Raw genomic sequence first — 25390 nt, forward strand, 5'->3', positions numbered from 1 at the left:
TCGTCGCGCACCGCGTAGCTGATGGTCATGTGCCCGTACGGGCCCCATCGCCGTGCGAGGGCGCGATCGTAGCAAGCGTTCGCCCGGGCATGTCAGCCCCGGAAGGGGACGCCCGGCATGCCCTGTCCGGCGCCGGGGAGCACCAGGAGCGAGCCGGACAGCGGATGGGGGCGGGTGAGACCCGTGCGGGCGGTGGTGATGTAGAGGTCCCGCAGTCCCGGGCCGCCGAAGGCGCAGGCGGTGGGGCGGCGTACGGGCAGCTCGACGGTCCTGTCCAGGGTGCCGTCGGGGGTGTAGCGGCGGATGGCGGCGCCGTCCCAGAGGGCCACCCACACGCAGCCGTCCGCGTCCACGGTGAGGCCGTCGGGGAAGCCCGCGCCGGGTTCGACGGTGGCCAGTGGGCGCCGGTCGACGACCCGTTGGCCGTCCTCGGAGACGCGGCAGACGTCGACGCGCCGGGTGGGGCTGTCGACGTAGTACATCAGGGCGCCGTCCGGGCTCCAGCCGGTGCCGTTGCTGACCGAGACACGGGGGATGACGAGCGTGGTGTCGCCGTCGCGCCCGATCCGGGTGAGGGCGCCGCCGCCGGGTGCCTCGTCGTAGCGCATCGTGCCCGCCCACAGGGACCCGTCGGGGGCGACCGCCGCGTCGTTGCCGCGCCGCCCGGGGGTTGGGTCGTGGACCAGCCAGCGGAAGGCGGCGCCGCCCTCGTCGTACAGCCCCACACCGTCCCGCAGGTTGACCACCAGTCCGCCGCCGGCCCGGGGCTTGGCCGCGCCGACGTGCTGCCCGGTGGCCATGACGGTACGGCGGCCGCCGGCCGGGTCGTAGGTGTGCACGCGGGAGCCGAGGATGTCGACCCAGACCAGCCGCCGGGCAGCCGGGTCCCAGGTCGGGCCCTCGCCCAGCTCGGCGTGCTCCCGTGCGGCGAGTTCGACGCGCCGGGGTGCCGTCACCGCGCGCCCGCCCGGTGACCGAGGCTCACGGAGAGGTCGTCGGCGCCCTTGGCGGCGAGCTCGGCGAGTTCGGCCTCGCGCTCCTCGGTCCACCGGATCATCGGGACGGAGATGGACAGGGCGGCGACGACCCGGCCGGCGCCGTCGCGCACGGGGGCGGCGACACAGCTGACGTCCGGGTTGGACTCGCGGTGCTCGGTGGCGATGCCCCGTTCGCGGATCGCGGTGAGTTCGGCCCGCAGCGCGTCGGGGTCGGTCAGGCTGTTGGCCGTCATCGCGAGCAGGTCGCGTCCCTCGATCCGGGCGTCCAGCTCGTGCTGCGGCAGTGAGGCCAGGAGCATCTTGCCGACGGACGTGCAGTGCGCGGGGAGCCGGCGTCCGGCCGCGGACACCATACGGACCGCGTGGGTGGAGTCGACCTTGGCGATGTAGATGACGTCGGTGTCCTCCAGGATGGCCACGTGGACGGTCTCGTCGCAGGTCTCCGCGACCTCACGGGCCACCCGCTGTCCCTCGGCGGCCAGGTCGAGCTGCTCGGCGTACCGGCTGCCGAGCTGGTAGGCGCGTACGCCCAGGCGGTAGCGTCCGGGCTGCCCGGGCAGCGGCGCCAGGTAGGAGCGGGCGGCGAGGGTGGTGAGCAGCTCGTGCACGGTGGTGCGTGGCAGCCGGAGCTTGCGGGTGACCTCCGGCGCCGAGAGGGTTCCGTCCCCCTCCAGAAACAGTTCCAGGATGTCGAGCGCCCTGGTCAAAGCCGGGACAAGACGTCCCATACCGCCACCCACCCCTTCGTTCGAAACTTCGGCCTTTGATCGGTATGACGAACGTAGGCTAACCGCAGGCGACTTCGCCGGGCAATGGCCGGGTCGCGAAACCCGTTCCGGACGAACGCGCGCGAACCATTGACACGCCCCGGGCGGCTGATTACGGTCACGCCAAGATTTCGAACGTGTGACGAAATATCGAACGAGCTCGAGAGGGCAACTGCCGTGCGCATCACGGGAATCAGCACTCATGTCGTCGGGACCCCCTGGCGCAATCTGACCTACGTACTCGTCCACACCGACGAGGGGCTCACCGGTGTCGGCGAGACGCGCATGCTGGGACATACCGACGCGCTGGTCGGCTACCTCAAGGAGGCCGAGGCCAATCACATCGCGGGTTCCGACCCGTTCGCGGTGGAGGACCTGGTGCGCCGGATGAAGTACGGCGACTACGGCCGGGCCGGCGAGATCGTCATGTCGGGCATCGCGGTCGTCGAGATGGCGTGCTGGGACATCAAGGGCAAGGCGCTGGGCGTGCCGGTCTGGCAGCTGCTCGGCGGCAAGGTGACCGACAAGGTCAAGGCGTACGCCAACGGCTGGTACACGACCGAGAGGACCCCCGAGGCCTACCACCAGGCGGCCAAGGGAGTCATGGCGCGCGGCTACCGGGCGCTGAAGATCGACCCGTTCGGGACCGGTCATCTCGAGCTGGACGCGGAGCAGACCAGGTACGCGGTGTCGCTGATCGAGGCGGTGCGGGACGCGATCGGGCCGGACGCGGAGCTGATGCTGGAGATGCACGGGCGGTTCAGCCCGGCGACGGCGGTACGGCTGGCCAAGGAGCTGGCGCCGTTCGCGCCGGCGTGGCTGGAGGAGCCGGTGCCGCCGGAGAACCTGAAGGCACTGGCGAAGGTCGCCGAGAAGGTGGACCTCCCGGTGGCCACCGGTGAGCGCATCCACGACCGGATCGAGTTCCGGGAGCTGTTCGAGTCCCAGGCGGTCGACATCATCCAGCCGGACCTGGGGCACATCGGCGGCATCCTGGAGACCCGCAAGCTGGCGGCCACCGCCGAGACGCACTACATGCTGGTCGCCCCGCACAACGTGGGCGGCTCGGTGCTCACCGCGGCGTCCCTCCAACTGGCCGCCTGCACACCCAACTTCAAGATCCTGGAGCACTTCAACGACTTCGCGGACGCGGAGATCAAGAAGGTGGTCAAGGGGGCTCCTCAGGTGGACCCGGACACCGGCTGCTTCGAGGTGTCGCACGCCCCGGGCCTCGGAGTCGAACTGGACGTGGACGCGGCGGCCGAGTTCCCGCAGCAGAGGGCCCGGTTCGACCTGTGGGCAGAGGGCTGGGAGAAGAGGGCGCCGAAGTGAGCCGTCCACCGAGCGGCGCCCCGGCCCGGGCGGCCGGCGGGTCGCCCGGCTCCGCCGCGGCCGGTCCCGAGCCGGGCCGTGGGCCGGGTGGCCACCGGTCGGCCGGCGGCACACCGGGCGCCGGGCCCGGGCACACCGGGCCGGGGCGCACCGGCCCGGAGGACGGCACGCCCGGCCGGAACACCGGCGGCACGCCCGGCCCGGCTGCCGAGGACGGGCCCGCCCGGGAGGCCGGCGGGCGGACCGGCCGCGCCGTCGTCGTGGAGCGCCCGGGCGTGCACCGGCTCGTCGAGCGGGACGTACCCGTGGCGGGGCCCGGCGAGGTGCTGGTGCGGGTCGCGGCGGCCGGGATCTGCATGAGCGACCGTGAGGTGTACGACGGCCACCGGGACGCGGCGTACGTCCGGCACCCGGTGGTCCCGGGCCACGAGTGGTCCGGGACGGTCGAGGCGGTGGGCGAGGGCGTCGATCCGGCGCTGGTCGGCCGCAAGACGGTGGCGGAGGGGTTCCGGTCGTGCGGGGCGTGCGAGCGCTGCCGGTGCGGCGAGACGAGCCTGTGCGCGGGCGGGTACGCGGAGACGGGGTTCACCGAGCCGGGTGCCTTCGCCGACCACATCACCGTCCCGGCGCGCCTGTTGCACCTCCTGCGCGACGACGCCGACCTGAGGGCCGCGGCCCTGCTGGAGCCCGCCGCCGTGGTCGCCGCGGCGGTACGGGCGGGGCGGCCGCGCCCCGGCGAGCGGGTCGCCGTGGTGGGCGCGGGGACGCTGGGGCTGCTCGCCGTGCAGCTGCTGGCCGCCTCGTCCCCGGCCGGGCTGACGGTGATCGACCCGAGGGCGGCGCGGGGTGACCAGGCGCTGGGGTTCGGTGCGAGCGAGTCACTGGACCCGGCCGAGGCGGCGGCGCTGGAGGGCCGGTTCGACCTGGTGGTCGAGACGGCGGGGGCGCCGACCACGGCAGCCTCGTCGTGCCGGCTGGCGCGCCGGGGCGGCCGGGTGGTGCTGACCGGGATGTTCACGCCCGGCGCGGTCGGCATCGACCCGGTCCACCTGTCGCTGAGCCAGCTGGAGGTCCGCAGCGTCTTCGGTGCCCCCTCGTCGGCCTGGTCGGACGCGGTGCGGGCCTTCGGGCTCGGGCTGCTCGCCCCCGCGCCGCTGATCACCCACGAGTTCCCGCTGGAGCGGTTCGCGGACGCGGTCGCCCTGGTGGGCGGCGGCGACCCGAGGACCGGCAAGGTGCTGCTGCGCCCCTGAGGCGCGCCTTCCGAGAACCGTACGGCGGTACGGGGCGCTCCACTCGCCCCCGTACCGCCGTACACCCAACTTCACGGACGACGTCCGAAATACCGAACACCAAGGAGCCCTGTGACCGCCCCGTCCGCAGCAGCACCAGCACCTCGCCGCCCCGGCGCCGAGGCCCTGGCCGCCATCGGCCATCCGGCGCCCGCCGCCGACCCGGCCGACACCTCGCCGCACGCCTTTCCCGACGGCGGGACCTGGCGTACCGAGATCCCGTCCGTGGAGGGCCCGGAGGCGCTGGCCGTCGTCCTGAAGGAGACCTCCCGCCTCGACGTACCGGTCCACCGGATCAGTCAGGGCAGCGGCGTGTGGATGCTCACCGACGCCGAGATCACCGAGATGGTGGAGTCCTGCGCCGAACGCGACATCGAACTGTGCCTGTTCACCGGCCCGCGCGGCACCTGGGACATCGGTGCGGGCACCCGCACCGACTCGGGCGGCGCCGGCCTGCGCGCCCGTGGCCACGACGCGCTCGCCGGCTGCGTGGAGGACGCCTGCCGTGCCGTGTCGCTCGGTGTGCGCTGCCTGCTCGTCGCCGACGAGGGCGTGCTGTGGACGCTGCACCGGCTTCGCGCGGCCGGACACCTGCCGGCCGACACCACGTTCAAGCTGTCCGCGCTCACCGGCCCGGTCAACCCGGCCTCCTACGCCGTGTACGAGCGGCTCGGCGCCGACTCCGTCAACGTGCCCTCCGACCTGACGCTGGACCACCTCACCGAGATCCGGCTGGCATCGAGCGCGCCGATGGACATGTACGTCGAGGCGCCCGACGACCTCGGCGGCTACATCCGGATGTACGAGGTGGCCGAGCTGATCCGGCGCGGCGCCCCGCTGTACCTGAAGTTCGGCCTGAGCCGCTCTCCCGGGATCTACCCCTACGGTGCGCAGCTGCGCGACACCGCGCTCGCCACCGCCCGGGAGCGGGTCCGCCGGGGGCGGCTCGTCCTCGATCTGCTGGCCCGGCACGGCGCCGACGGCGGGATGTCCCCGCTCGGCACGCGACTGCCGGGTGAGCTCCGGCGTTTCCCCGTCCCGGAAGGCGACTGATCCATGCGCATCTCCCGCAGAACCGCGGTGGCGGCGTCGCTCGCCGCGCTGCTCACCGTCTCGCTCACCGCCTGCGGCCAGGAGGCCAGGGGCGGCAGCCGCTACAAGCCCGCGGGCGGCAAGGGCGGCACCATCGGCCTCGCCATGCCGACCAAGGCCTCCGAGCGCTGGATAGCCGACGGCGAGAACATGGCGGAGCAGTTCCGGAAGGCGGGGTACGACGCCGACCTCCAGTACGGCGACGACAAGGTCGAGAACCAGATCGCCCAGATCGAGAACATGATCACCAAGGGGCGCAAGCTGCTGGTGGTCGCCGCGATCGACGGCTCCGCCCTCACGGAGGTGCTCCAGCGGGCGGAGGACGCGGGCATCCCGGTGATCTCGTACGACCGTCTCATCATGGGCACCGAACACGTCGACTACTACGCGTCGTTCGACAACGAACGGGTCGGCGAGCTACAGGCGAAGTACATCGTGGACGCCCTGAGGCTCGGCCCCGCCACCGCCCGGGGCAAGTCCTACAACATCGAGCTGTTCGCGGGCTCGCCGGACGACAACAACACCAAGTACTTCTGGAACGGCGCCATGAAGGTCCTCCAGCCGTACCTCGCGAGCGGCCGGCTCGTCGTCCGCAGCAAGCAGACCCGGATGAACCAGGCGACCACGCTGCGCTGGGACGGCGGCACCGCGCAGAAGCGGATGGACGACCTGATCAGCAGGAACTACGGCGAGGTGCGCGTCGACGCGGTCCTCTCGCCCTACGACGGGATCTCCATCGGCGTCATCTCCGCCCTCAAGAGCGCCGGTTACGGCACCAAGAGCCGGCCGCTGCCGGTGGTCACCGGGCAGGACGCCGAACTCGCGTCGGTGAAGTCGATCATCCGTGGCGAGCAGACGCAGACCGTCTTCAAGGACACGCGCAAGCTGGCCGCGCAGGCGGTGAGGATGGGCGACGCCGTGCTCAACGGGAAGAAGCCCGAGGTCAACAACACCACGGACTACGACAACGGCAAGAAGGTCGTGCCCTCGTTCCTGCTGGACCCGGTCAGCATCGACAAGTCCAACACCGGCCTCCTCGTCGACGAGGGCTACTTCACCGCCGGGCAGCTGAAGTGACGCGGCCCGTGACGGACAGGCCCGTACTGGAGATGCGCGGGATCACCAAGACGTTCCCCGGCGTCACGGCGCTCTCCGAGGTGAACCTGACGGTACGGCCCGGGGAGGTGCACGCGATCTGCGGCGAGAACGGCGCGGGCAAGTCGACCCTGATGAAGGTGCTCAGCGGCGTCCACCCGCACGGCACCTACGAGGGGGAGATCCGCTTCGAGGGCGAGCCGGTGGCCTTCAGGGACATCCGGGCCAGCGAGCGGCACGGCATCGTGATCATCCACCAGGAACTGGCGCTCGTCCCGTACTTGTCGATCGCCGAGAACATCTTCCTGGGCAACGAGCAGGCCACCCGCGGGCTGATCGACTGGGACGAGACGCTCCGCCGGGCGAGCGCGCTGCTCAAACGCGTGGGGCTGCGGGAGAAGCCGCAGACACCGGTCGCCGACCTCGGCGTGGGCAAGCAGCAACTGGTGGAGATCGCCAAGGCGCTGGCGAAGGAGGTGAAGCTGCTCATCCTCGACGAGCCGACGGCCGCGCTCAACGACGAGGACAGCGCGAAGCTCCTCGATCTGATCCTCGGACTGCGCGACCAGGGCATCGCCAGCATCATCATCTCGCACAAACTGAACGAGATCCGGCGGATCACCGACTCGGTGACGATCCTCCGCGACGGGCGGACCATCGAGACCCTGACGGTCCGGGAGTCACCGGACGCCGAGCCGCGGCTGTCGGAGGACCGGATCATCCGGGGCATGGTCGGCCGCGACCTCGACCAGCGTTTCCCGGACCGTACGCCGTACGAGGGCGAGGACGCCGGCCGGGTCGCGCTGACCGTGCGCGGCTGGACGGTCCGCCACCCCGTCGACCACCAGCGCACGGTCGTCGACGACGTGTCGCTGACCGTGCGGCGCGGCGAGATCGTGGGCATCGCGGGACTGATGGGCGCGGGCCGCACCGAGCTCGCGATGTCCGTCTTCGGGCGGTCGTACGGGATCCACGTGGCCGGGACCGTCGAGGTGGGCGGGCGGAAGGTGGTGACGAAGAACGTGCCGGCGGCGATCGACGCCGGGCTCGCGTACGTCACCGAGGACCGCAAGACGTACGGCCTGAACCTCATCGACAACATCAACCGGAACATCTCCCTGGCCTCACTGCCGGGGATGCGGCGCCGGGGCGTCGTCGACGAGCACCACGAACGCAGCGTCGCCGAGCGGTACCGCACCACCATGAACATCAAGGCGCCGACCGTCTTCGAGCAGGTGGGACGGTTGTCGGGCGGCAACCAGCAGAAGGTCGTCCTCAGCAAGTGGATCCACGCCGACCCCGAGGTGCTGATCCTCGACGAGCCGACGCGCGGGATCGACGTGGGCGCCAAGTACGAGATCTACACCGTCATCGACCGGCTCGCGGCGCAGGGCAAGGCCGTGCTGTTCATCTCCTCCGAACTGCCGGAGCTGCTCGGGATGTGCGACCGGATCTACACCATGGCCGAGGGCCGGCTGACCGGTGAGGTCGCCCGCGCCGACGCCACCCAGGAAGTCCTGATGCGCCAGATGACCATGAACAGAAGCTGAGGCCCCGCCATGACCACCACGACCACTCCCCCGCGTCCCCAGCCGCACGACACCCCGCCGCGGCCGTCGGCGGCGGCGCTGCTGCTGAACGGGGTGCGGGGCAACATGCGCCAGTACGGCATGCTGATCGCCCTGGCGTTCATCGTCGTTCTGTTCCAGATCTGGACCGACGGCACCCTGCTGCTGCCGAACAACGTCTCCAACCTGATCCAGCAGAACGGCTACATCCTCATCCTGGCCATGGGGATGATGATCGTCATCATCGCCGGCCACATCGACCTGTCCGTCGGCTCGGTCGTGGCGTTCGTCGGCGCCATGTCGGCGGTGATGATGGTCAAGCACGACATGCCGTGGGTCCTGGCCCTGGTGCTGTCGCTGCTCATCGGCGCCGTCGCGGGCGCCTGGCAGGGCTTCTTCATCGCGTACGTGGGCATCCCGTCGTTCATCGTGACGCTGGCCGGCATGCTGCTCTTCCGGGGGCTGACGCAGATCGTGCTGGAAGGCCAGTCGATCGCCCCGTTCCCCGAGGGTTTCCAGAACATCGCCAAGGGTTTCATCCCCGAGATGGGTCCCTACACGCAGTACCACAACCCCACGCTCCTCCTGGGCCTGGTCGCGATGGTCTTCCTGCTGCTGCGCGAGTGGCGGGACCGGCGGCGGCAGCTCGCCCACGCGCTGGACGTGCCGCCGTTCGGCCTGTGGGCGCTGAAGTGCACCGCCATCACGGCGGCGGTGGTCGCGTTCACGCTGACGCTGGCCAGCTTCCACGGCGTGCCGGTGGTCATGCTCATCATGTGCGGGCTGCTGATCGGGCTCGGCTACGTGATGCGCAACGCGGTGATCGGACGCCATGTGTACGCGCTGGGCGGCAACAAGGCGGCGGCGAAGCTGTCGGGCGTCAAGGACAAGCGGGTCACCTTCCTCGTCTTCGTCAACATGGGCGTGCTGGCGGCCCTGGCGGGCTGTGTGTACGCGGCCCGGCTCAACGCGGGCACCCCGCAGGCGGGCCTGAACTTCGAGCTGGAGGCCATCGCCGCGTCGTTCATCGGCGGCGCCTCGATGAGCGGTGGCGTCGGCACGGTGATGGGCGCCGTGATCGGCGGCCTGGTGCTGGGCGTCCTGAACAACGGTATGTCGCTGGTCGGCATCGGCACGGACTACCAGCAGGTCATCAAGGGGCTGGTGCTGCTCGCCGCGGTCGGGTTCGACGTCTGGAACAAGCGCAAGGCCGGCAAGTAGTTCTCACTCTTGGGGAGTTCGGATGGAAACGAGCAGACGGACGGTGCTGGCGGCCGCGGCCGCGACAGGACTCGTGGCAGCGGCCACGGGGGGCACCGCGTACGCGTCGGGAGGCGGCAGGCCGGTGAAGGAGCTCTTCGGGACGCTCGACGACGGCACCAAGGTGTACCGGTGGACGCTGGAGAACGGCGGCACGCGGCTGAAGGTGCTGTCGTACGGCGGCATCGTCCAGTCCCTGGAGATACCGGACCGGCGCGGCCGGTACGCCAACGTGTCGCTGGGCTTCGACGACCTCGGCTCCTATGTGGCGTCGTCACCGTTCTTCGGGGCGCTGATCGGCCGGTACGGCAACCGGATCGCGGGCGGCCGGTTCACCCTGGACGGCACGGAGTACCGGCTGTCCGTCAACGACGGGCCGAACAGCCTGCACGGCGGCGCCGAGGGCTTCGACAAGCGCGTGTGGGACGTGGAGCCGTTCACCGGCCGCACGGGGGTCGGGCTGGTGCTGCGGTACGTGAGCGCGGACGGCGAGATGGGCTACCCGGGCACGCTGAGGGTGACGGTGACGTACACCCTCACCGCTCGCGGGGACTGGCGCGTCGACTACGCCGCGACCACCGACCGGCCCACGGTGGTGAACCTGACGAACCACACGTACTACAACCTGGCGGGCGAGGGCGGCGGGGACGTCCTCGGCCACGAGCTGCGACTCGACGCCTCCCGTTACACGCCCACCGACGCGACGCTGATCCCGACCGGAGAACTGGCACGGGTGGCGGGCACGCCCTTCGACTTCCGGCGCGGGAAGACGATCGGCGAGGACATCCGCACGGCGCACCCGCAGCTGGTCCTCGCCAAGGGCTACGACCACAACTGGGTGCTGGACAAGGGCCTCACGGCCCGCCCGCAGCCCTTCGCGACACTGCGCGACCCGTCCTCGGGGCGCACGATGACGATCGCGACGACCGAACCGGGCGTGCAGTTCTACTCGGGGAACTTCCTGGACGGCACCCTGGCCGGGCCGTCGGGGCGTACGTACCGGCAGGGTGACGGGCTGTGCCTGGAGACGCAGCACTTCCCCGACTCCCCGAACCGGCCGGCGTTCCCGTCGACGGTGCTGCGGCCCGGCGCTACGTACCGTTCGGCGACGGTGCACGGCTTCTCGGCGCGCTGAGCGGAGGCCTCAGACGGGCGCGACCGTACGGAGCAGGAGCAGGGCGATGTCGTCGTCGCGGGGCGCCGGTCCCCGGGCGTGGCCGATGAGCGTGTCGGCGAGTCCGTCCAGGGTCGGGGCCTCGCTCCCGGCGAGCCGCCGGGCCAGCCCGGCGGTCGCGTCGTCGATGTCGACGCCGGGTGCCTCGACGAGGCCGTCGGTGAAGAAGGCCAGCACGGTGCCGATGGGCAGGGTGACCCCCGCCGTGGGGTAGTCGGCCGCCGGGTCGATCCCGAGGAGCAGTCCGGGGGGCATGTCGAGTGCCTTGGTGTGCCCGTCCGGGTGGCGCACCAGGGGAGGCGGGTGGCCCGCGGTGGCGAGCAGGGCGCGGTGGTGCTTCAGGTCGATGTGCGCGTACAGGCAGCTGGTGAACAGACCCGGGTCGAGGTCGGTGAGCAGGCGGTTGGTACGGGCGAGGACCTCGCCGGGCGGCGCGCCGGCGCTCGCGTGCACGGCGGCCCGTACCTGGCCCATGAGGGCGGCCGCCTCGACGTTGTGCCCCTGGACGTCCCCGATGGTCGCGGCGGCGGTGGTACCGCTGAGCCTGATCAGGTCGTAGAAGTCGCCGCCGACGCCCGTGCCGTGGCCGGCGGGCAGGTAGCGCGCGGCGACCTCCAGGCCGGGGATGTGGGGAAGGGTGTGCGGGAGCAGGCCCGCCTGGAGCCTGCGGGCGAGTTCGTGCTTGCTGTCATAGAGCCTGGCGCGGTCCAGGGCCTGGGCGAGGAGACCTGCCAGCGAGATGAGGACAGCCCGCTCGCCGGGGTGGAAGTTCCGCGGCCGGTCGTAACCGAGGACCATCGAGCCGACCGGGCGTCCGGAGGCGATGAGCGGCAGGAAGGCCCAGGCGGCGCCCGCGCTGTCCAGGACGACGGCGGAGGGGAAGGCACGTTCCAGTTCCGCGCGGCTGCCGAAGAACAGGGGCGTCCCGGTGACCAGGACGTGTGCCGCCGGGGTGTCGGAGGCCACCGGGGCGGAGTCGAACCGGGCCACGGCGTCGGGGGTGCAGCCTCGGTGGCCGACGACCCGCAGCCGACCGTCCTCGGCGGTGAGCAGGGCGAGGGCGTGGACACCGAGAGCGGGGGTGATCTGGTCGGCGGCCTGGTCGACCACGTCCTGCACCCCGGCGGCCTCGGTGAGCGTGGCGGCCAGATGCATCAGGTGGTAGAGGCTGGTCGCCCGGCTCGGCAGGGCGGCCTGCCCGGTGTGCTCCGGCTCCTCGTCGCCCCCGGTGGTCCCGGTGGCGGTGGGGTGCTCGCCGGGGCGGGCCGGGGTGATGCGGACGCTGATGCCGGTGGCGTCCGGGTGCAGTTCGAAGCGGAGCCAGTGGCCGGGCGGGCGCAGCGTGGTGAACGTGGTGGTGCGGCGGCTGATGACCGCCGCCCGGTACCGGTCCTCAACCGCGGGGCTGTCCATCCAGGGCAGGGCCTCCCAGGGCAGGGCGCCGGTCAGCTCCTCGGCGTCGGCCCCCAGGAGGCGGGCCGCTTCCTCGGTGATGAAGGTGACGCGACCGTTGAGGTCAAGTGCGCAGCTCCCTCCGGGCAGGCGGTGGACGAACTCCACCGCCGCCGCGGCCTCGATGGGCCCCGGGGTGCGCCGGGCGGGCCGGAGGATCCGGGGCTGCCGTCCCGGGAGCACCGGCCGGCCCTCGCCGTCGGCCCGCGCCAGGACCAGCGCCATCCGGTCACAGCCGCCGCGGACGGCGTCCTCCTCGGCAGCGGAGAGCCGGTCCGCGTGTCCTTCGGGCCACAGCAGCACCAGACCGCCCCAAGTGGTGCCGGCACCGGTGAGAGGGGCGGCGGCCAGGGAGAACGGGTAGGGGAGGACGAGCCCCGGCCGGGGGTAGCGGCGGGCCATCTCCTCCCGGTCGCCGATCCACACCAGACGTCCCTCCGTCACGGCGTCGGCCACGGGCACGGGGTCGTGCGGCGCGACCCGCATCCACGGCGCGGCGAACTCCAGGGAGACACCGCTCAGCACCGCCAGCCGCATCGCGCTCTCCCCGGGCGGCCGCAGGTAGACCATGCCGATGGCCGCGTCCGTACGGCGAATGACGTCGGACAGGGCGGCGCTCAGCGACCGCAGGCCCGGGTCCGCCTCCTCGGGGTTCACGCTTCAAGCGTGCCCCGGCGGGCCGCCGGACGCAGTTCGGCGGCCCGCGGGACTCCCGGGCGAAGGGGTCGGGGACGGTGAGGGCCGGCGGGGAGGCCGTCCTGCCGTTCGGCGTGCGCCGGCGGGGCCGGTGCCGTGGCGCACGCCGAGTCGCGGTGAGACCGGGACGGCCGCTCCGGCGCCCCGCCCGTCCGGCTCGGCCACGACCTGCTCGACGGCTGGCCGGCCGGCCTTCCGCGCCCGGGCCGGGAGGACGCCGTCCGTCGTGGACGGGCGCCCTCCCGGCCCGTGGTGGTGAGGGGCGCCGCTCCCGCGCCCCTACCCCGCCTGCGCCCTCCCGGCCCGTGGTGGTGAGGGGCGCCGCTCCCGCGCCCCTACCCCGCCTTGATCCGCATGAAGGTGACGGAGTGGGCCGGGAAGGTGTACGTGAACTCCTCGGCGATCCCGCCCAGGGTCGACGCGCGTGGCCGGACCGGCCGGGCGTCGGCGGTGTTCACGGCGTCCGGTGCGCCCTGGAGGGTGGTGAGCCGGGCGGTCGGGGCGACCTTCGCCGTGCCGAGGTCGATACGGGTGCGGGCGGGCGTGGCCTGGGCGTTGACGACCTTGACGACGAGGTCGCCCTTGTCCCGGGTCACCACCTGCCGGAACGGTTCGGCGGCCTTGTCGTCGGTGAACCTCCCCCACTCTCTGCCGTCGAGGTAGAGCGTGACCTGGCGCCCGCGCACCTTGACGTGGAGGTCGTAGGTGCGTCCCGTCTCGATCGTCGTGCCGTTCTCGGCCAGCGTCTCCTTGCCGCCGTCCACGGCCTCCTCGACGGCGGAGCGGGTGTTGTTCCAGCCCCCCAGGTTCCACCAGTAGTGGTTGCCGGTGTCACGGACGCCGAAGGCGACCAGGAATCCCTCGCTGCCGGACTTCTTGGTGGCCTTCAGCCGCAGGTCGTAGTCGTGCCAGCCCTTGTCGCCCGCGGTCACCAGGGTGTCCTCGGCGGCCGCGTCGGTCTGGACGAAGGCGCCGTCCTGAACCGTCCAGCTGCCCCGCCCGGCGGCCCGGGTCCAGCGTGAGTCACCGGCCGAGAAGTCGTCCTTCAGGAGCGTGGTGCCGTCCGCCGCGGTGACCTCCACGTCGTCGTACGCGGCGCTGGTCGCCCAGGTGGACAGGCCGATGGCTCCGGTGATGGGGCCGGAGACGGCGGGGGTGGTGGTGGCCCGGCTGGGTACGACCCGGTCACCGGTGTTGTTCATGAACAGCTTCTGCACCTCGTAGCTGGTGGAGCCCCAGGACCGGTGGTTGTCGAACCAGATCATGTCGGGGCGCCACTGGGCGTTGTCCACGTCGGCGAGCAGCGGGGCGTAGGAGGCAAGCTTGACGACGTCGGCGTTGCGTTCCAGGCCGGTCATGAAGGCGGCCTCCGAGAGCGCGTTGTGGAACCGGTTGTCGCGCGAGGCGTACTCGCCGAGGAAGACCTTGGGCCCCTTGCGGTCGTAGGTGTCGTAGCGGTCGTTGTTCTCCAGGAACCACTGCGGACTGTTGTAGTAGTGCTCGTCGACCATGTCGACGCCGTTCTCCCGGCTCAGCTGCCAGGCGCGGTCGAAGACGCCTCCGGCGTCGTCGGGGCCGGAGTTGGCGATCACCGTGATGTCCGGATACGCGGCCTCGATGGCCTGGCGGAACGCGGTGAAGCGGGTGAAGAACTGGTCGGGCAGGTTCTCCTCGTTGCCCACGCCGAGGTGCGTCAGGCCGAAGGGCTTCGGGTGGCCCATGGCGGCCCGCTTGCGGCCCCACTCCGAGGTGACGGGCCCGTTGGCGAACTCGATCAGGTCGAGCGTGTCCTGGATGTGCCGCTCCAGCAGTTCCGGGTCGTCGGTGGCCTTGTTCTCGCCACAGCCGGTGACGAGGGCGGGGACGACGGGCAGGGGCATCGCGCCGATGTCCTCGGCGAACTGGAAGTACTCGTAGTAGCCGAGGCCGTAACTCTGGTGGTAGCCCCAGAAGTTGGCGTTCACGGCCCGCTGCTCGACCGGGCCGACGGTGTCCTTCCACTGGTAGGAGCGGCGGCGTTCCCAGTCCGGGGCCTCGTACGCCTGGTGGCTGCCCGTGTTGACCAGGCAGCCGCCGGGGAAGCGGAGGAAGCCGGGCTTCAGGGCGGCGATCTTCTCGGCGAGGTCCTTGCGCAGTCCGTTGGCCCGCCCCTTGTAGGTGTCGCGGGGGAAGAGCGAGACCATGTCGAGGCGCAGGGTGCCGCCGCCGGCCGCGGTGACGGCGAGGCGGCCCCCGGCGGTCGTCACGCTGGACGTGAGCGTGCCGGTGTACTTGGTCCAGCGGTCGCCGCGCACGGTGATGCCCAGCGGCGCGGAGACGACGGTGCCGTCGGCGGTGCGCAGCTCGGCGGTGAGGCGGGTGCCGGCCGCGCTGTCGGTGCGCGCCCAGACGGAGAAGTCGTGGCGGGCGCCTTCCTTGAACGCCATGCCCGCCGCGTAGCCGCTGTTGACGATACCGAAGCGGGCGCCCGGGCCGCCGTCGCCGGTGAGACCGATGCGGAGGTGGTTGCGGTTGCGCTCGTTCAGGCGCTCGGCGTCGTCGACGACCGAGAGGGTGCCGGTGGCGCCGCCGGTCGCGGTCTGCTGCCAGGCGGTGAGCGGCGTGTACGACCGGTTGTCGAGGGGGCCGAACTCGAAGGAACGATTCTGTACGAGCTCGGCGTACAGGCCTCCGTCGGCGGCGTTGTTGATGTCCTCGAAGAAGACGCCGTACATGGTCGGGTCGATCGCCGGACCGGCCCGGTCGGGGGCGACCGTGATCGCGTAGTCGGCCGGGGGCGGTGCATCGGCTCTGGTGGGCGCGGCCATGACCGTGCCCACCATGAGGGCCGCCAGCGCGAGGACGAGCCTCGGCCGTATGGATGCCATGTGAGTGCTCCTGGATTTCTTCAGTTGTTCGATATTTCGGACGTTGACCAGGACTTCGAACAGGAAGATAGGGAGGGGCACTTGAGGCGTCAACCCTTCCGACCGGGTGTCCTCGACTACTCACCGGTAGGGCGCCGCCGCCCGTCGGGCCGCCGCCCCGCGCCCGCCGGGCCCACCGCAGCCCCGCTCGGCCCACCGGGACGCGCCGATACCTTGGCGTTCCCGCGCCACCGGTTCGACAATGAGGGGGATGACGGACAACCGGGCACACAGCGGCGAGATCGGGCCCACCGAGCGGCTCGCCATGAACCGCACGGGCAGCTTCGACTGGGACCTCGACGCGGGCACCATCGACATCGACGAGGCCGGCCTCCTGGTGTTCGGCCTGGCGCCCGGCACCTTCGACGCACGGCCCGCCTCCCTCGTGCACCGGCTGGAACCGGACGAGCGCGCCCGTCTGGACGCCGTGATCAAGGAGGCCCTGGGCAGCGGCCGGTCCTCGTACGCCGCGCGCTTCCAGGTCCCGCTCGACGACGGGTCGGTGCAGTGGACGCACGTCCAGGCCCGCATCCTTCGCGACCGCGACGGGCGGGCACACCGCATCGTCGGTATCGTCCGGGACGCCACACCGGAGATCACCCATTCCGCCTTCGTGCTGGAGCTGGAGAAGCGCAGGCAGCGCCAGACCAACATGGTCGAGCGCACCACGCAGGCCCTGTCCCGCGCCGTGACGGTGGACGACGTCACGGCCGCGCTCAGCGGGCCCGGAGGCCTGGCCGGGCTGGGGGCCGACGGCTTCGCGCTCGGCCTCGTCGAGAACGGCTCACTGAACGTCATCGCGCTCAGCGGCGAGTCCCTCGACGTCCTGGAGCATTTGCGGATGCGACGCCTGGAACCCGGAATGCCGCTGGCCGAGACGGTGCTGAGCGGGCGCCCCCTGTTCAGCAGCTCGTTCCAGGAGCTGATCAAGGACTACCCGGTGCTCTCCCCGTTCGCCGGGCGGCTGCGGTTCCGGGCGGCGGCCTACCTGCCGCTGGTCGCACAGGCGCGGACCCTGGGCGGGATGGCCCTGTTCTACCGCGGCCGCACCGCGTTCAGCGCCGACGAGCGCAACCTCGCACTGGGCCTCGCCGCCATCGTGGCCCAGTCGCTCCAGCGGGCGATCCTCTTCGACGAGGAGCGGGAGCTCGCCACCGGCCTCCAGGCCACGATGCTCCCCCGCCGTATCCCGGCCGTCGAGGGCGGCGAGATCGCCGTGCGGTACCACTCGGCGTGGAGCGGCCGCCAGGTCGGCGGGGACTGGTACGACGTGATCCCGCTGCCCCGCGGGCGGGTGGGGGTCGTGGTCGGCGACGTACAGGGCCACGACACGCACGCCGCCGCCATCATGGGCCAGCTGCGCATCGCGCTGCGGGCCTACGCGGGTGAGGGCCACGCCCCGTCGACGGTGCTGGCCAGGGCGTCGAGGTTTCTCGCCGAGCTCGACACGGAGCGGTTCGCCACCTGCACGTACGCGCAGGTGGACCTGGACTCGGGGACGGTGCGGGCCGTCCGGGCGGGCCACCTGGGGCCGCTGATCCGGCACACCGACGGACGGGTGGGGCGGCCCAAGCTGCCGGGGGGCCTGCCACTGGGCGTGGCGTCCGTCTTCGGGGACGAGGAGTTCCCCGAGACCCGGCTGGACCTGGTGCCCGGCGAGACGCTGGTGATGTGCACCGACGGACTGGTCGAGCAGCCCGGCGTCGACATCGGGGAGGGGATGGACGCGCTGGAGGCGGCGGTGAGCAGCGGGCCCCCGGGCGCCGAGGCGCTGGCCGACCACCTCTCGCAGCGCTTCTGGGAGCGGTGGGGGGCGGGCGACGACGTGGCGCTGCTGGTGCTGCGGCGCAGCCCGGACCCGGGCACGCCGCGGGCGCCGCGCATCCACCAGTACATCCACCAGGCGGATCCCCAGGGCCTGTCGGAGGCGCGGGCGGTGGTACGGCGGGCGCTGCGGGACTGGGACATGCGCGCCTTCGCGGACGACGCCGAGCTGGTGACCGGGGAGCTGCTCGGCAATGTGCTGCTGCACACCGAGGGCGGCGCTGTGCTGACGCTGGAGGTGCTGCCGGAACCGGTCCGGCGGGTGCGCCTGACGGTGCAGGACCGTTCCAGCGCGTGGCCCCGGCGGCGTACGCCGGGTGAGGCGGCCACCTCGGGGCGGGGCCTGCTCCTGCTGGACGCGCTGGCACTGCGCTGGGGTGTGGAGCCGCGAGGCGAGGGCAAGGCGGTGTGGTGCGAGATCGGTCCGTCGTCACGGTCCGGTCAGGCGAGGAGGCATGGGTGATGGACCCCGTCGAGGCACTGGACCGGATCGCCTTCCTGCTGGAGCGGTCGCAGGCGCCGACATACCGGGTGCGGGCGTTCCGCACCGCGTCGGCGGCGCTGTCGGCCCTCGGTGAGGGCGAGGCCGCGGAACGCGCGGCGGCCGGGACCCTGGAGCGGCTCAAGGGCGTCGGCCCGAAGACCGCGCAGGTGGTGCGGGAGGCGCTGGCCGGTGACGTACCGGCGTATCTGGAGCGGCTGGAGAGCGAGGCGGGCGACGCGCCCGAGCGGGGCGCGTCCCTGAGGGCGGCGCTCCGCGGCGACTGCCACCTGCACTCCGACTGGTCGGACGGCGGCAGCCCGATCGACGCCATGGGGCGGGCGGCGGCGGCCCTGGGTCACGAGTGGGCGGTGCTGACCGACCATTCGCCCCGGCTGACGGTGGCCCGCGGCCTGTCGGCCGAACGGCTGCGGGAGCAGCTGGACGTGGTGGCGGAGCTGAACGAGCGGTGGGCGCCGTTCCGGCTGCTGACGGGCATCGAGTGCGACATCCTGCTGGACGGTTCGCTCGACCAGGAGGACGAGCTGCTGGACCGGCTGGACGTGGTGGTCGCCTCGGTCCACTCCAAACTGCGGATGGACGCCCCGGCGATGACCCGACGCATGGTCAGGGCCGTGCGCAACCCGCTGGTGGACGTGCTGGGTCACTGCACGGGCCGGCTGGTCGGCGGGAAGCGGCCGGAGTCGGAGTTCGACGCGGAGCGCGTCTTCGCGGCCTGTGCCGAGTCGGGTACGGCGGTGGAGATCAACAGCCGCCCGGAGCGGCTGGATCCACCACGGCGGCTGCTGCGGCGGGCCGTGGAGGCCGGGGTGTTCTTCGCGGTGGACACCGACGCGCACGCGCCGGGGCAGCTCGACTGGCAGGTCCTGGGCTGCGCGCGGGCCGAGGAGTGCGGCGTACCGGCCGACCGGGTGATCAACACGTGGCACGCCGAGGAGCTGCTCCACTGGACCCGTACGCGCGAGGCGCCGGCGGGCGGGTGAGGGCGTGGTGCCTCCCGGACGGCCGAGGGGCGGTCGGGCAGGTCCCGGGCGGGACCCGGCCGGGCGGTGACGACCGCGTGGTGACGACCGGGCGGACCGCGCCCGTCCGGCCTCGCTCGGAGCGCACGGGTCTCGCTCGGAGCGCACGGGCGCTCCCGTCCGCCGCCGGCACGCACACCTGCCCTGTGGACTCGACGAGGAGAGCACCGGCCCCGCCCGGCGCCCGAGGCGCCCGGGACCGCCCTATCACGGGGGACGTACCGAAGATCCGGTGTGGCGGCCCGAAAGGCCCTGGCTCGACCTTGCGGTATCCACGCGATGCCCGGCAGGACACGCTGCCCGTGTCCTGCGTTGCCCGTTTCTGGCATGAGGCGCGGACAACGCCCCCCGTAATAGCGGTTTCGCGGACCGGCCGGCGCCCGGAGAGCGGGCCGATCAACTCGTCCAGGATGCAGCAATCCTCCGGTGATTTCCTCTGATGCTTCTTCGGTGAAAAAGCTCGGCCATCGCCGGGCCCTCACCCGGCCTCCGCGTGGCCGGATCCACACGGTGCGGAACCGGCGGCCTCGTCCGTCATCCGCCGGCGCTCGGCGGACAGGGCCCACTGGTAGGAGAGGGCGGCGAGCGTGGGGGCTCCCCATCGGGCCCGCAGCACACCGAGTTCCTTGGTCAGGGTGCGCAGCCCGATGCTCAGGCGCCGGGCGGTGATGCGCTGGTCGATTCCGGCCGCCGTGTCGATGAGGATCTCGCGCTGACGGTGGGTCAGCCCGGCCTTTCCGCCGGGGGCCGCCCCGCGGGGGTCGCCGTGCCAGATGTCGGCGCGGCGCCAGGCGTCCTCGAAGCCCTCGGCGATGAACGCGACCAGCGCCCGGTCCATCACGTGCCAGGCGGCGTACGTGGGGCTGGAGTTGACCACGTGATCGGGGATGAACGCCTGGCGCCGGTCCACGACGACGCAACTCTGGAAGGACGCGGCGAGCGTCCGGAACTGGGCCCCCCGCGCGGTCAGCCGGGTCACCCGGTCACGGGTGGCCGGGTCGTCGCGCTCGCCGTCGCGGCAGAGGATCCGCACGCTCACACCACGGGCCAGGGCGCGGGCGTCACGGGCGTGTGCGGCTTCCATGGCGTCGGCCCCGTGCGGGCCGAGCGGCTGGGCGGTCAGCAGCTCGGCCTCCGCCCGGCCGACGGCCTCCTCGATGCGGGCGCCGACCTGCTCGGGCTCGGCGAGGAACTCGCTGCCCGAGCCGGAACGCCACTTGGCGCGCTCGAAGTGCAGGGCGAGTTCATCGGCGACGCCCGGTACCGCCGCCATGCCGGCCGCCCGGGCGGCCAGTTCGCGCAGCCCCTCGTCGAGCCGGCGCCGGCCCGCCTCCTGCGGGTCGAGGGCGATCGGCGCCTCGGGCCGGTCGGGGTCGACGGCGACCAGGCGCCAGGCCAGGAGTTCCCGCAGCGCGGCGCCGTCCGCCGGACCGGGGGGCTCACCCCGGGTGATCCCGGCGTACAACGCCTTCGCGGCCGCCGACAGCCCGTCCCGGCCGCCGGTGCCGGCAGCCGAACCCACGCGCGCGGAATTGTCCTCGTCCATCGCTCTCGCCCCCGTTTACGCCTGCGTGTGTGCGCCGTGCGCATGTACGCACCACGCGAACGCTTGATCGCTGACGTACGACGGGCCAGCGTACCGGTGTGGCCCTTCCGGCTCTGTTCCCGGAACGGCCCGCGGCACACCACGGCGGCCACGGCACGACCGGCGGCCGCCCCCTTGGGGAAGAAAGCGTCATGGACAAGCTTGCACTGCGTCTCCTGCTCAGTGAGCGCCGGGCGTCGATCACACCGGAGAGCCAGGGCCTGTCGCGCCCCACGCGGCAGGGGAGACGGGCGCGCGGGCTGTCGCAGGCGCAGATCGACCAGATCCTGCACCGCGCTCCGGACACCTACGGACGTCTGGAGTCCGGGCGCTACCCGAATCCGCCGGTCGACCTGCTCCAGGACGTGGCACGCCTCTTCCGCATGAACGAGCAGGAGTGGATCGCGCTGTGGCGGTACGCGCTGGGCCAGGACCCGCCCCGCCCGCTCGACTTCCGCTCCGGCGGGGCGCTGCCGGGCGTGTGGCGCGAGATCCTCGGTGGCGTCCGCCATCCGGCGTACGTCAACGACCGCTCCTGGAACGTGCTCGCCCACAACGCCGCCTTCGAGGAGCTCTTCCCGCACCGCCGGGTCCCCGCCAACGCCATGCGGTGGATGGCCGTCGAACCGGAGGCCCGCGGCGTCCTGGCGGACTGGGAGACGGCGTGGGCGCCGGTGGTGCTGCCCCAGCTGCGGGTCGCACTCGCCGCCGACCCGGCCGACAAGACCCTGTGCGCGATCGAGCAGGACGTCCTGGCCGACCCGGTGGCCGCCCCGTTCTACCGGTCGGCGAGCGCCTACAGCCACCTCGACGGCGACGAGCGTCCGCTGCGGCACCCCACGCTGGGGCACGGCTGGGTCACCATGTCCGCCGCCCAGCCCCTGGCGGCCCCCGGGTCACGGCTGATCATCCTGGTCTTCCGCGCCGGCCCACGTCACCGGCACGGCCGTCCCGCGGCGCTGCGCGCCCCGGTGGAGGCCTGAGCCCCCGGGGCGGACACCCCCTCGGGAGCGCGGGTCACCCGGCCGCGGGCGGGTACCCGGGGCGCACGTTACCGTCGCGAGGAAGGGCAGACGCCGTGCGCGATTCCGCCGAGTTCACGCGGTCCGCGAGCCACTTCACGGACCGGATCACCGCCGACGGCCGGGACGGCTGGCCGGTCGAGGCCGGGCGGTACCGGCTCGTGGTCAGCCGGGCCTGCCCGTGGGCGAGCCGTTCCCTGGTGGTCCGGCGGCTGCTGGGGCTGGAGGATGCCCTGCCGCTGGCCGTGACCGACCCGGTACAGGACGAACGGAGCTGGCGCTTCACCCTCGACCCGGACGACCGGGACCCGGTCCTCGGCATCCGGTTCCTGAGCGAGGCGTACCTGGCCAGGGAGAAGGAGTACGACGGCGGCGTCAGCGTCCCCGCGGTCGTCGACGTGCCGAGCGGCAGGCTGGTGACCAACGACTACCAGCGCATCACCCTGGACCTGTCCACCGAGTGGCGGGAGCTGCACCGCGAGGGCGCCCCCGACCTCTACCCGGAGGGGCTGCGGGACGAGATCGACGAGCGGATGGAGGGCATCTACCAGGACGTCAACAACGGCGTCTACAAGGCGGGGTTCGCCAAGAGCCAGGAGGCCTACGACGCGGCGTACGCACGGCTCTTCGCCCGGCTGGACCAGGTGTCGGAGCACCTGGCCGGACAGCGCTTCCTGATGGGTGACACCATCACCGAGGCGGACGTCCGACTGTTCACCACGCTGGTGCGGTTCGACGCCGTCTACCACGGCCACTTCAAGTGCAACCGCGGCAAGCTCACCGAGGACCCGGTCCTGTGGGCGTACGCCCGGGACCTGTTCCAGACGCCCGGCTTCGGCGACACGGTGGACTTCGACCACATCAAGCGGCACTACTACGTCGTCCATGAGGACATCAACCCGACGCGGATCGTGCCGCGCGGACCCGACCTGCGCGGGTGGCGCGCCCCGCACCACCGTGAGGAGCTGGGCGGGCGCCCGTTCGGTGACGGGACGCCACCGCCCCCTCCCCCGCCCTCCGAGATCTTCCAGCCGCTGTAGCGGCGGGGCGGCGGGGCCCTGCCGCACGCGTTCCCGGCGCCCGGGACCGTGCGGCGGCCGCCGCCCGCCCGGGCCGCCGCCCCGCCCGCGACCGGGTGGCGGGCCGCTACCGCGCCTGCCACACGGTGGTGGCGTTGCAGAACTCCTTGATGCCGTGCCCGGAGAGCTCCCGCCCGTACCCCGAGCGCTTCACCCCGCCGAACGGCAGCGCGGGATGGGAGGCGGTCATGCCGTTGACGAACACGCCACCCGCCTCCAGGTCCCGCACGAACCGCTGTACGTCCTCCTCGTCGCGGGTCCAGACGTTGGAGCTGAGTCCGAAGTACGTGTCGTTGGCGACCCTCACCGCCTCGTCGACGTCGGCCACCCGGTAGAGCGTGGCGACCGGCCCGAACGTCTCCTCCTGGTGGATCCGCATGTCGGGTGTGATGCCGGTCAGCACGGTCGGCTCGTAGAACCAGCCGCGCTCCAGGTCCCGCGACAGACCGTCGGGGCGGCTGCCCCCGCACAGGACGGTCGCACCCCGGCGTACGGCGTCGTCGACGAGTTCCTGGAGCCCGTCGCGCCCGGCTTCGCTGGCGAGCGGCCCGACGTCGGTGGACTCGTCCATCGGGTCTCCGACGGTCAGCGCGGCCATACCGGCCGTGAAGCGTTCCCGGAACGCGTCGAACACGTCCGTGTGGACGATGAAGCGCTTGGCGGCGATGCAGGACTGGCCGTTGTTCTGGACGCGGGCGGTGACGGCCACCTCGGCGGCCTTCCCGACGTCCGCCGACGGCATCACCACGTATGGATCACTGCCGCCGAGTTCCAGGACGGTCTTCTTGATCTCGTCACCGGCGATGGCGGCGACGGAGCGTCCGGCGGGTTCGCTGCCGGTGAGGGTGGCGGCGGCCACCCGGTCGTCGCGCAGGATGCCCTCGACGGCGCGGGAGCCGACGAGCAGCGTCTGGAAGCAGCCGTCCGGGTAGCCCGCGCGGCGGAAGAGGTCCTCCAGGTAGAGCGCGGTCCCCGGAACGTTCGAGGCGTGCTTGAGGAGCCCGACGTTGCCCGCCATGAGCGCGGGCGCGGCGAAGCGGACGACCTGCCAGAGCGGGAAGTTCCACGGCATGACGGCCAGCACCGGGCCGAGCGGGCGGTAGCGCACGCGCGCGTGGGCCGCTCCGGCGTCCCGTACGTCGGCCTCGGGCGGTTCCTCGTCGGCGAGGAGCCGCTCGGCGTTGGCCGCGTACCAGCGCATGGCCTTCACGCATTTGGCGGCCTCCGCCCGGGCGGCCGTGAGCGGCTTGCCCATCTCGGTGGTCATCGTGCGGGCGATGTCGTCCTGGTCGGCCTCGAGCAGGTCCGCGGCGCGGTCCAGCAGACGGGCCCGGTCGGCGAACGCGGTCGTCCGGTAGTCGCGGAAGGCCGCGTCGGCGGCGGCGATGCGCCGTTCGATCCCGTCGGGCGTGAGCTCGTCGAAGGTCTTGAGCGTCTCGCCGGTGGCGGGGTTGACGGTCGCGATGGGCATGAGTGGGTCCTCCTCGCAGTCGCTGCCTCGACCCTGCCGCCCCGGTCGCGGCGCCGCAACGCGAGCGCCCGCGGCGCGGCGGCGGGTTGGGCCTGGCCTGTCGGGTAACCCGTGCCGGTATGGCACACACAGGTGATGACGAGGAAAAAGACGCCGGGGCGCCGGAAGAACCCACCGACCTGTCCGCCGCCTCCTGGCGGGCCGTCCTCAAGCGCACCGGCAAGGAGTTCCTGGACGACGAACTCCCCGACCGGGCCGCCGCGCTGACGTACTACAGCGTTCTGTCGATCTTCCCCGCCCTGCTGGTCCTGGTCTCGGCGCTGGGTGTGATCGGCGAGACGGCCACCCGTACCGTGCTGGACAACCTGCAGAAGCTGGCGCCGGGGCCGGTGCGGGACATCCTCGGGGACGCCGTGAAGCAGCTCCAGGAAAGCCCTGGCGCCAGTGGCGTGGTGGCGATCGTCAGCCTGATCGGCGCGATCTGGTCGGCCTCCGGGTACGTGGGGGGCTTCATCCGTACGGCGAACGCCGTGTACGACCTGCCGGAGGGCCGCCCGGTGTGGAAGCTGACCCCGCTCAGGGTCGGCCTGACACTGGTGCTGATGGTGCTGCTCGCGATGAGCGCGGTGATCGTGGTCTTCACCGGCCCGCTGGCGCAGCGCGCGGGTGCGGCCATCGGCCTCGGCGACGAGGCGGTCGCCGTGTGGAACATCGCCAAGTGGCCGGTGCTGATCGTCCTGGTGATCGCGATGATCGCGCTGCTGTTCTGGCGGGCGCCGAACGTCCACGGCCAGGGCTTCCGCTGGCTGAGCCCGGGCAGCGTGCTGGCGATGGTGCTGTGGCTGATCGCCTCGGGCGGCTTCGCGCTGTACGTGGCGAACTTCGGCTCCTACAACAAGACCTACGGCACGCTGGCCGGCGTCATCACCTTCCTCATCTGGCTGTGGCTGTCGAACCTGGCCATTCTCCTGGGCCTGGAGCTCGACGCGGAACTCGCACGGCAGCGGGCGATCAGCAGGGGCATGCCCGCGTCGGAGGAGCCCTACGTGGAACCGCGCGACACCCGCACGTGGCCCGACGAACTGCGCGAGGAGGTCGCGCACGGGGAGGCCGATCGCGACGAGGCGGTGCGCGAGGAGGCCGAGGTCGTGCACCAGGAGGCGGTGCGCGAGGGACACGGCGGTCCCCGCGACGACGCAACCCGCCGCGGCTGACGCCCACCGGTCCGGTACCGCCGGCCGGTGCGCCGTGGT

Annotated in this window: 18 protein-coding genes; 12 read left to right on the plus strand and 6 right to left on the minus strand. The window is 72.5% G+C overall.

Annotated features, from left to right (window positions below):
* Positions 1 to 92: 92 nt before the first annotated feature.
* On the minus strand, positions 93 to 956 hold the full coding sequence (locus tag ABD347_RS12920; RefSeq protein ID WP_344360353.1) for an SMP-30/gluconolactonase/LRE family protein: 864 nt from the start codon (positions 954 to 956) through the stop codon (positions 93 to 95).
* Positions 953 to 1726 carry an IclR family transcriptional regulator gene (locus ABD347_RS12925; protein ID WP_344360355.1) on the minus strand — a complete coding sequence of 258 codons (774 nt, stop codon included), beginning with the start codon at positions 1724 to 1726 and terminating at the stop codon, positions 953 to 955. Before ABD347_RS12925 ends, ABD347_RS12920 begins: the two co-directional genes overlap by 4 nt.
* 216 nt (positions 1727 to 1942) lie before the next feature.
* On the opposite strand from ABD347_RS12925, the gene ABD347_RS12930 reads away from it, so the two are divergent.
* The 7 genes from ABD347_RS12930 (at position 1943) to ABD347_RS12960 (ending at position 10539) form a co-directional block, all read left to right on the plus strand.
* Positions 1943 to 3097 (plus strand): mandelate racemase/muconate lactonizing enzyme family protein, encoded by a 1155-nt coding sequence (locus ABD347_RS12930; RefSeq protein WP_344360357.1) that lies wholly within the window; start codon positions 1943 to 1945, stop codon positions 3095 to 3097.
* 260 nt (positions 3098 to 3357) lie between these two features.
* The gene (locus ABD347_RS12935) at positions 3358 to 4350 is read left to right on the plus strand and encodes a zinc-dependent alcohol dehydrogenase (RefSeq protein ID WP_344360843.1); all 993 of its coding nucleotides are present in this window, start codon (positions 3358 to 3360) and stop codon (positions 4348 to 4350) included.
* Positions 4351 to 4461: 111 nt separating this feature from the next.
* Positions 4462 to 5442, plus strand: a complete 981-nt coding sequence (locus ABD347_RS12940) for a hypothetical protein (protein ID WP_344360359.1) — start codon at positions 4462 to 4464, stop codon at positions 5440 to 5442.
* A gap of 3 nt (positions 5443 to 5445) precedes the next feature.
* Positions 5446 to 6558: a multiple monosaccharide ABC transporter substrate-binding protein gene (gene chvE, locus ABD347_RS12945; RefSeq protein WP_344360361.1), complete on the plus strand. Its 1113-nt coding sequence runs from the start codon at positions 5446 to 5448 to the stop codon at positions 6556 to 6558.
* Between the two features lie 8 nt (positions 6559 to 6566).
* The gene (gene mmsA, locus ABD347_RS12950) at positions 6567 to 8126 is read left to right on the plus strand and encodes a multiple monosaccharide ABC transporter ATP-binding protein (protein WP_425575640.1); all 1560 of its coding nucleotides are present in this window, start codon (positions 6567 to 6569) and stop codon (positions 8124 to 8126) included.
* Between the two features lie 9 nt (positions 8127 to 8135).
* Positions 8136 to 9365: a multiple monosaccharide ABC transporter permease gene (gene mmsB, locus ABD347_RS12955; protein ID WP_344360363.1), complete on the plus strand. Its 1230-nt coding sequence runs from the start codon at positions 8136 to 8138 to the stop codon at positions 9363 to 9365.
* Between the two features lie 22 nt (positions 9366 to 9387).
* The gene (locus ABD347_RS12960; RefSeq protein ID WP_344360364.1) at positions 9388 to 10539 is read left to right on the plus strand and encodes an aldose epimerase family protein; all 1152 of its coding nucleotides are present in this window, start codon (positions 9388 to 9390) and stop codon (positions 10537 to 10539) included.
* 9 nt (positions 10540 to 10548) lie between these two features.
* On the opposite strand, the gene ABD347_RS12965 is transcribed toward ABD347_RS12960, so the two are convergent.
* On the minus strand, positions 10549 to 12600 hold the full coding sequence (locus ABD347_RS12965; protein WP_344360847.1) for a SpoIIE family protein phosphatase: 2052 nt from the start codon (positions 12598 to 12600) through the stop codon (positions 10549 to 10551).
* A gap of 461 nt (positions 12601 to 13061) precedes the next feature.
* The gene (locus ABD347_RS12970) at positions 13062 to 15593 is read right to left on the minus strand and encodes an alpha-L-arabinofuranosidase C-terminal domain-containing protein (protein ID WP_425575641.1); all 2532 of its coding nucleotides are present in this window, start codon (positions 15591 to 15593) and stop codon (positions 13062 to 13064) included.
* A gap of 250 nt (positions 15594 to 15843) precedes the next feature.
* On the opposite strand from ABD347_RS12970, the gene ABD347_RS12975 reads away from it, so the two are divergent.
* Positions 15844 to 17919, plus strand: coding sequence for a SpoIIE family protein phosphatase (locus ABD347_RS12975; protein WP_344360365.1), 2076 nt, complete (start codon positions 15844 to 15846; stop codon positions 17917 to 17919).
* Complete coding sequence (locus ABD347_RS12980; RefSeq protein ID WP_344360366.1) at positions 17919 to 18941, plus strand: PHP domain-containing protein; 1023 nt, start codon at positions 17919 to 17921, stop codon at positions 18939 to 18941. Before ABD347_RS12975 ends, ABD347_RS12980 begins: the two co-directional genes overlap by 1 nt.
* Before the next feature lie 517 nt (positions 18942 to 19458).
* Here the strand turns inward: ABD347_RS12980 and ABD347_RS12985 are convergent.
* The gene (locus ABD347_RS12985; RefSeq protein WP_344360367.1) at positions 19459 to 20502 is read right to left on the minus strand and encodes a hypothetical protein; all 1044 of its coding nucleotides are present in this window, start codon (positions 20500 to 20502) and stop codon (positions 19459 to 19461) included.
* A gap of 215 nt (positions 20503 to 20717) precedes the next feature.
* Here ABD347_RS12985 and ABD347_RS12990 point away from each other — a divergent pair, with 215 nt between their 5' ends.
* On the plus strand, positions 20718 to 21548 hold the full coding sequence (locus ABD347_RS12990) for an MmyB family transcriptional regulator (protein WP_344360368.1): 831 nt from the start codon (positions 20718 to 20720) through the stop codon (positions 21546 to 21548).
* 95 nt (positions 21549 to 21643) lie between these two features.
* Positions 21644 to 22627 carry a glutathione S-transferase family protein gene (locus ABD347_RS12995; protein WP_344360370.1) on the plus strand — a complete coding sequence of 328 codons (984 nt, stop codon included), beginning with the start codon at positions 21644 to 21646 and terminating at the stop codon, positions 22625 to 22627.
* A gap of 106 nt (positions 22628 to 22733) precedes the next feature.
* Here ABD347_RS12995 and ABD347_RS13000 read toward each other — a convergent pair whose 3' ends face one another.
* Positions 22734 to 24137 (minus strand): NADP-dependent succinic semialdehyde dehydrogenase, encoded by a 1404-nt coding sequence (locus tag ABD347_RS13000; RefSeq protein WP_344360371.1) that lies wholly within the window; start codon positions 24135 to 24137, stop codon positions 22734 to 22736.
* Positions 24138 to 24256: 119 nt separating this feature from the next.
* On the opposite strand from ABD347_RS13000, the gene ABD347_RS13005 reads away from it, so the two are divergent.
* Positions 24257 to 25351 (plus strand): YihY/virulence factor BrkB family protein, encoded by a 1095-nt coding sequence (locus tag ABD347_RS13005; RefSeq protein ID WP_344360372.1) that lies wholly within the window; start codon positions 24257 to 24259, stop codon positions 25349 to 25351.
* Positions 25352 to 25390: the final 39 nt, after the last annotated feature.

Source organism: Streptomyces gobitricini (genome assembly GCF_039532985.1).
Lineage (GTDB): Bacteria > Actinomycetota > Actinomycetes > Streptomycetales > Streptomycetaceae > Streptomyces > Streptomyces gobitricini.

What these genes read in the sequence shown, in the direction of transcription:
- ABD347_RS12925 (WP_344360355.1), bottom strand. Translation starts at nt 1,726, where the DNA reads ATGGGACGTCTTGTCCCGGCTTTGACCAGGGCGCTCGACATCCTGGAA.
- chvE (WP_344360361.1), top strand. Translation starts at nt 5,446, where the DNA reads ATGCGCATCTCCCGCAGAACCGCGGTGGCGGCGTCGCTCGCCGCGCTG.
- mmsB (WP_344360363.1), top strand. Translation starts at nt 8,136, where the DNA reads ATGACCACCACGACCACTCCCCCGCGTCCCCAGCCGCACGACACCCCG.
- ABD347_RS12960 (WP_344360364.1), top strand. Translation starts at nt 9,388, where the DNA reads ATGGAAACGAGCAGACGGACGGTGCTGGCGGCCGCGGCCGCGACAGGA.
- ABD347_RS12965 (WP_344360847.1), bottom strand. Translation starts at nt 12,600, where the DNA reads ATGGTCTACCTGCGGCCGCCCGGGGAGAGCGCGATGCGGCTGGCGGTG.
- ABD347_RS12970 (WP_425575641.1), bottom strand. Translation starts at nt 15,593, where the DNA reads ATGGCATCCATACGGCCGAGGCTCGTCCTCGCGCTGGCGGCCCTCATG.
- ABD347_RS12975 (WP_344360365.1), top strand. Translation starts at nt 15,844, where the DNA reads ATGACGGACAACCGGGCACACAGCGGCGAGATCGGGCCCACCGAGCGG.
- ABD347_RS12980 (WP_344360366.1), top strand. Translation starts at nt 17,919, where the DNA reads ATGGACCCCGTCGAGGCACTGGACCGGATCGCCTTCCTGCTGGAGCGG.
- ABD347_RS12990 (WP_344360368.1), top strand. Translation starts at nt 20,718, where the DNA reads ATGGACAAGCTTGCACTGCGTCTCCTGCTCAGTGAGCGCCGGGCGTCG.
- ABD347_RS13000 (WP_344360371.1), bottom strand. Translation starts at nt 24,137, where the DNA reads ATGCCCATCGCGACCGTCAACCCCGCCACCGGCGAGACGCTCAAGACC.
- ABD347_RS13005 (WP_344360372.1), top strand. Translation starts at nt 24,257, where the DNA reads ATGGCACACACAGGTGATGACGAGGAAAAAGACGCCGGGGCGCCGGAA.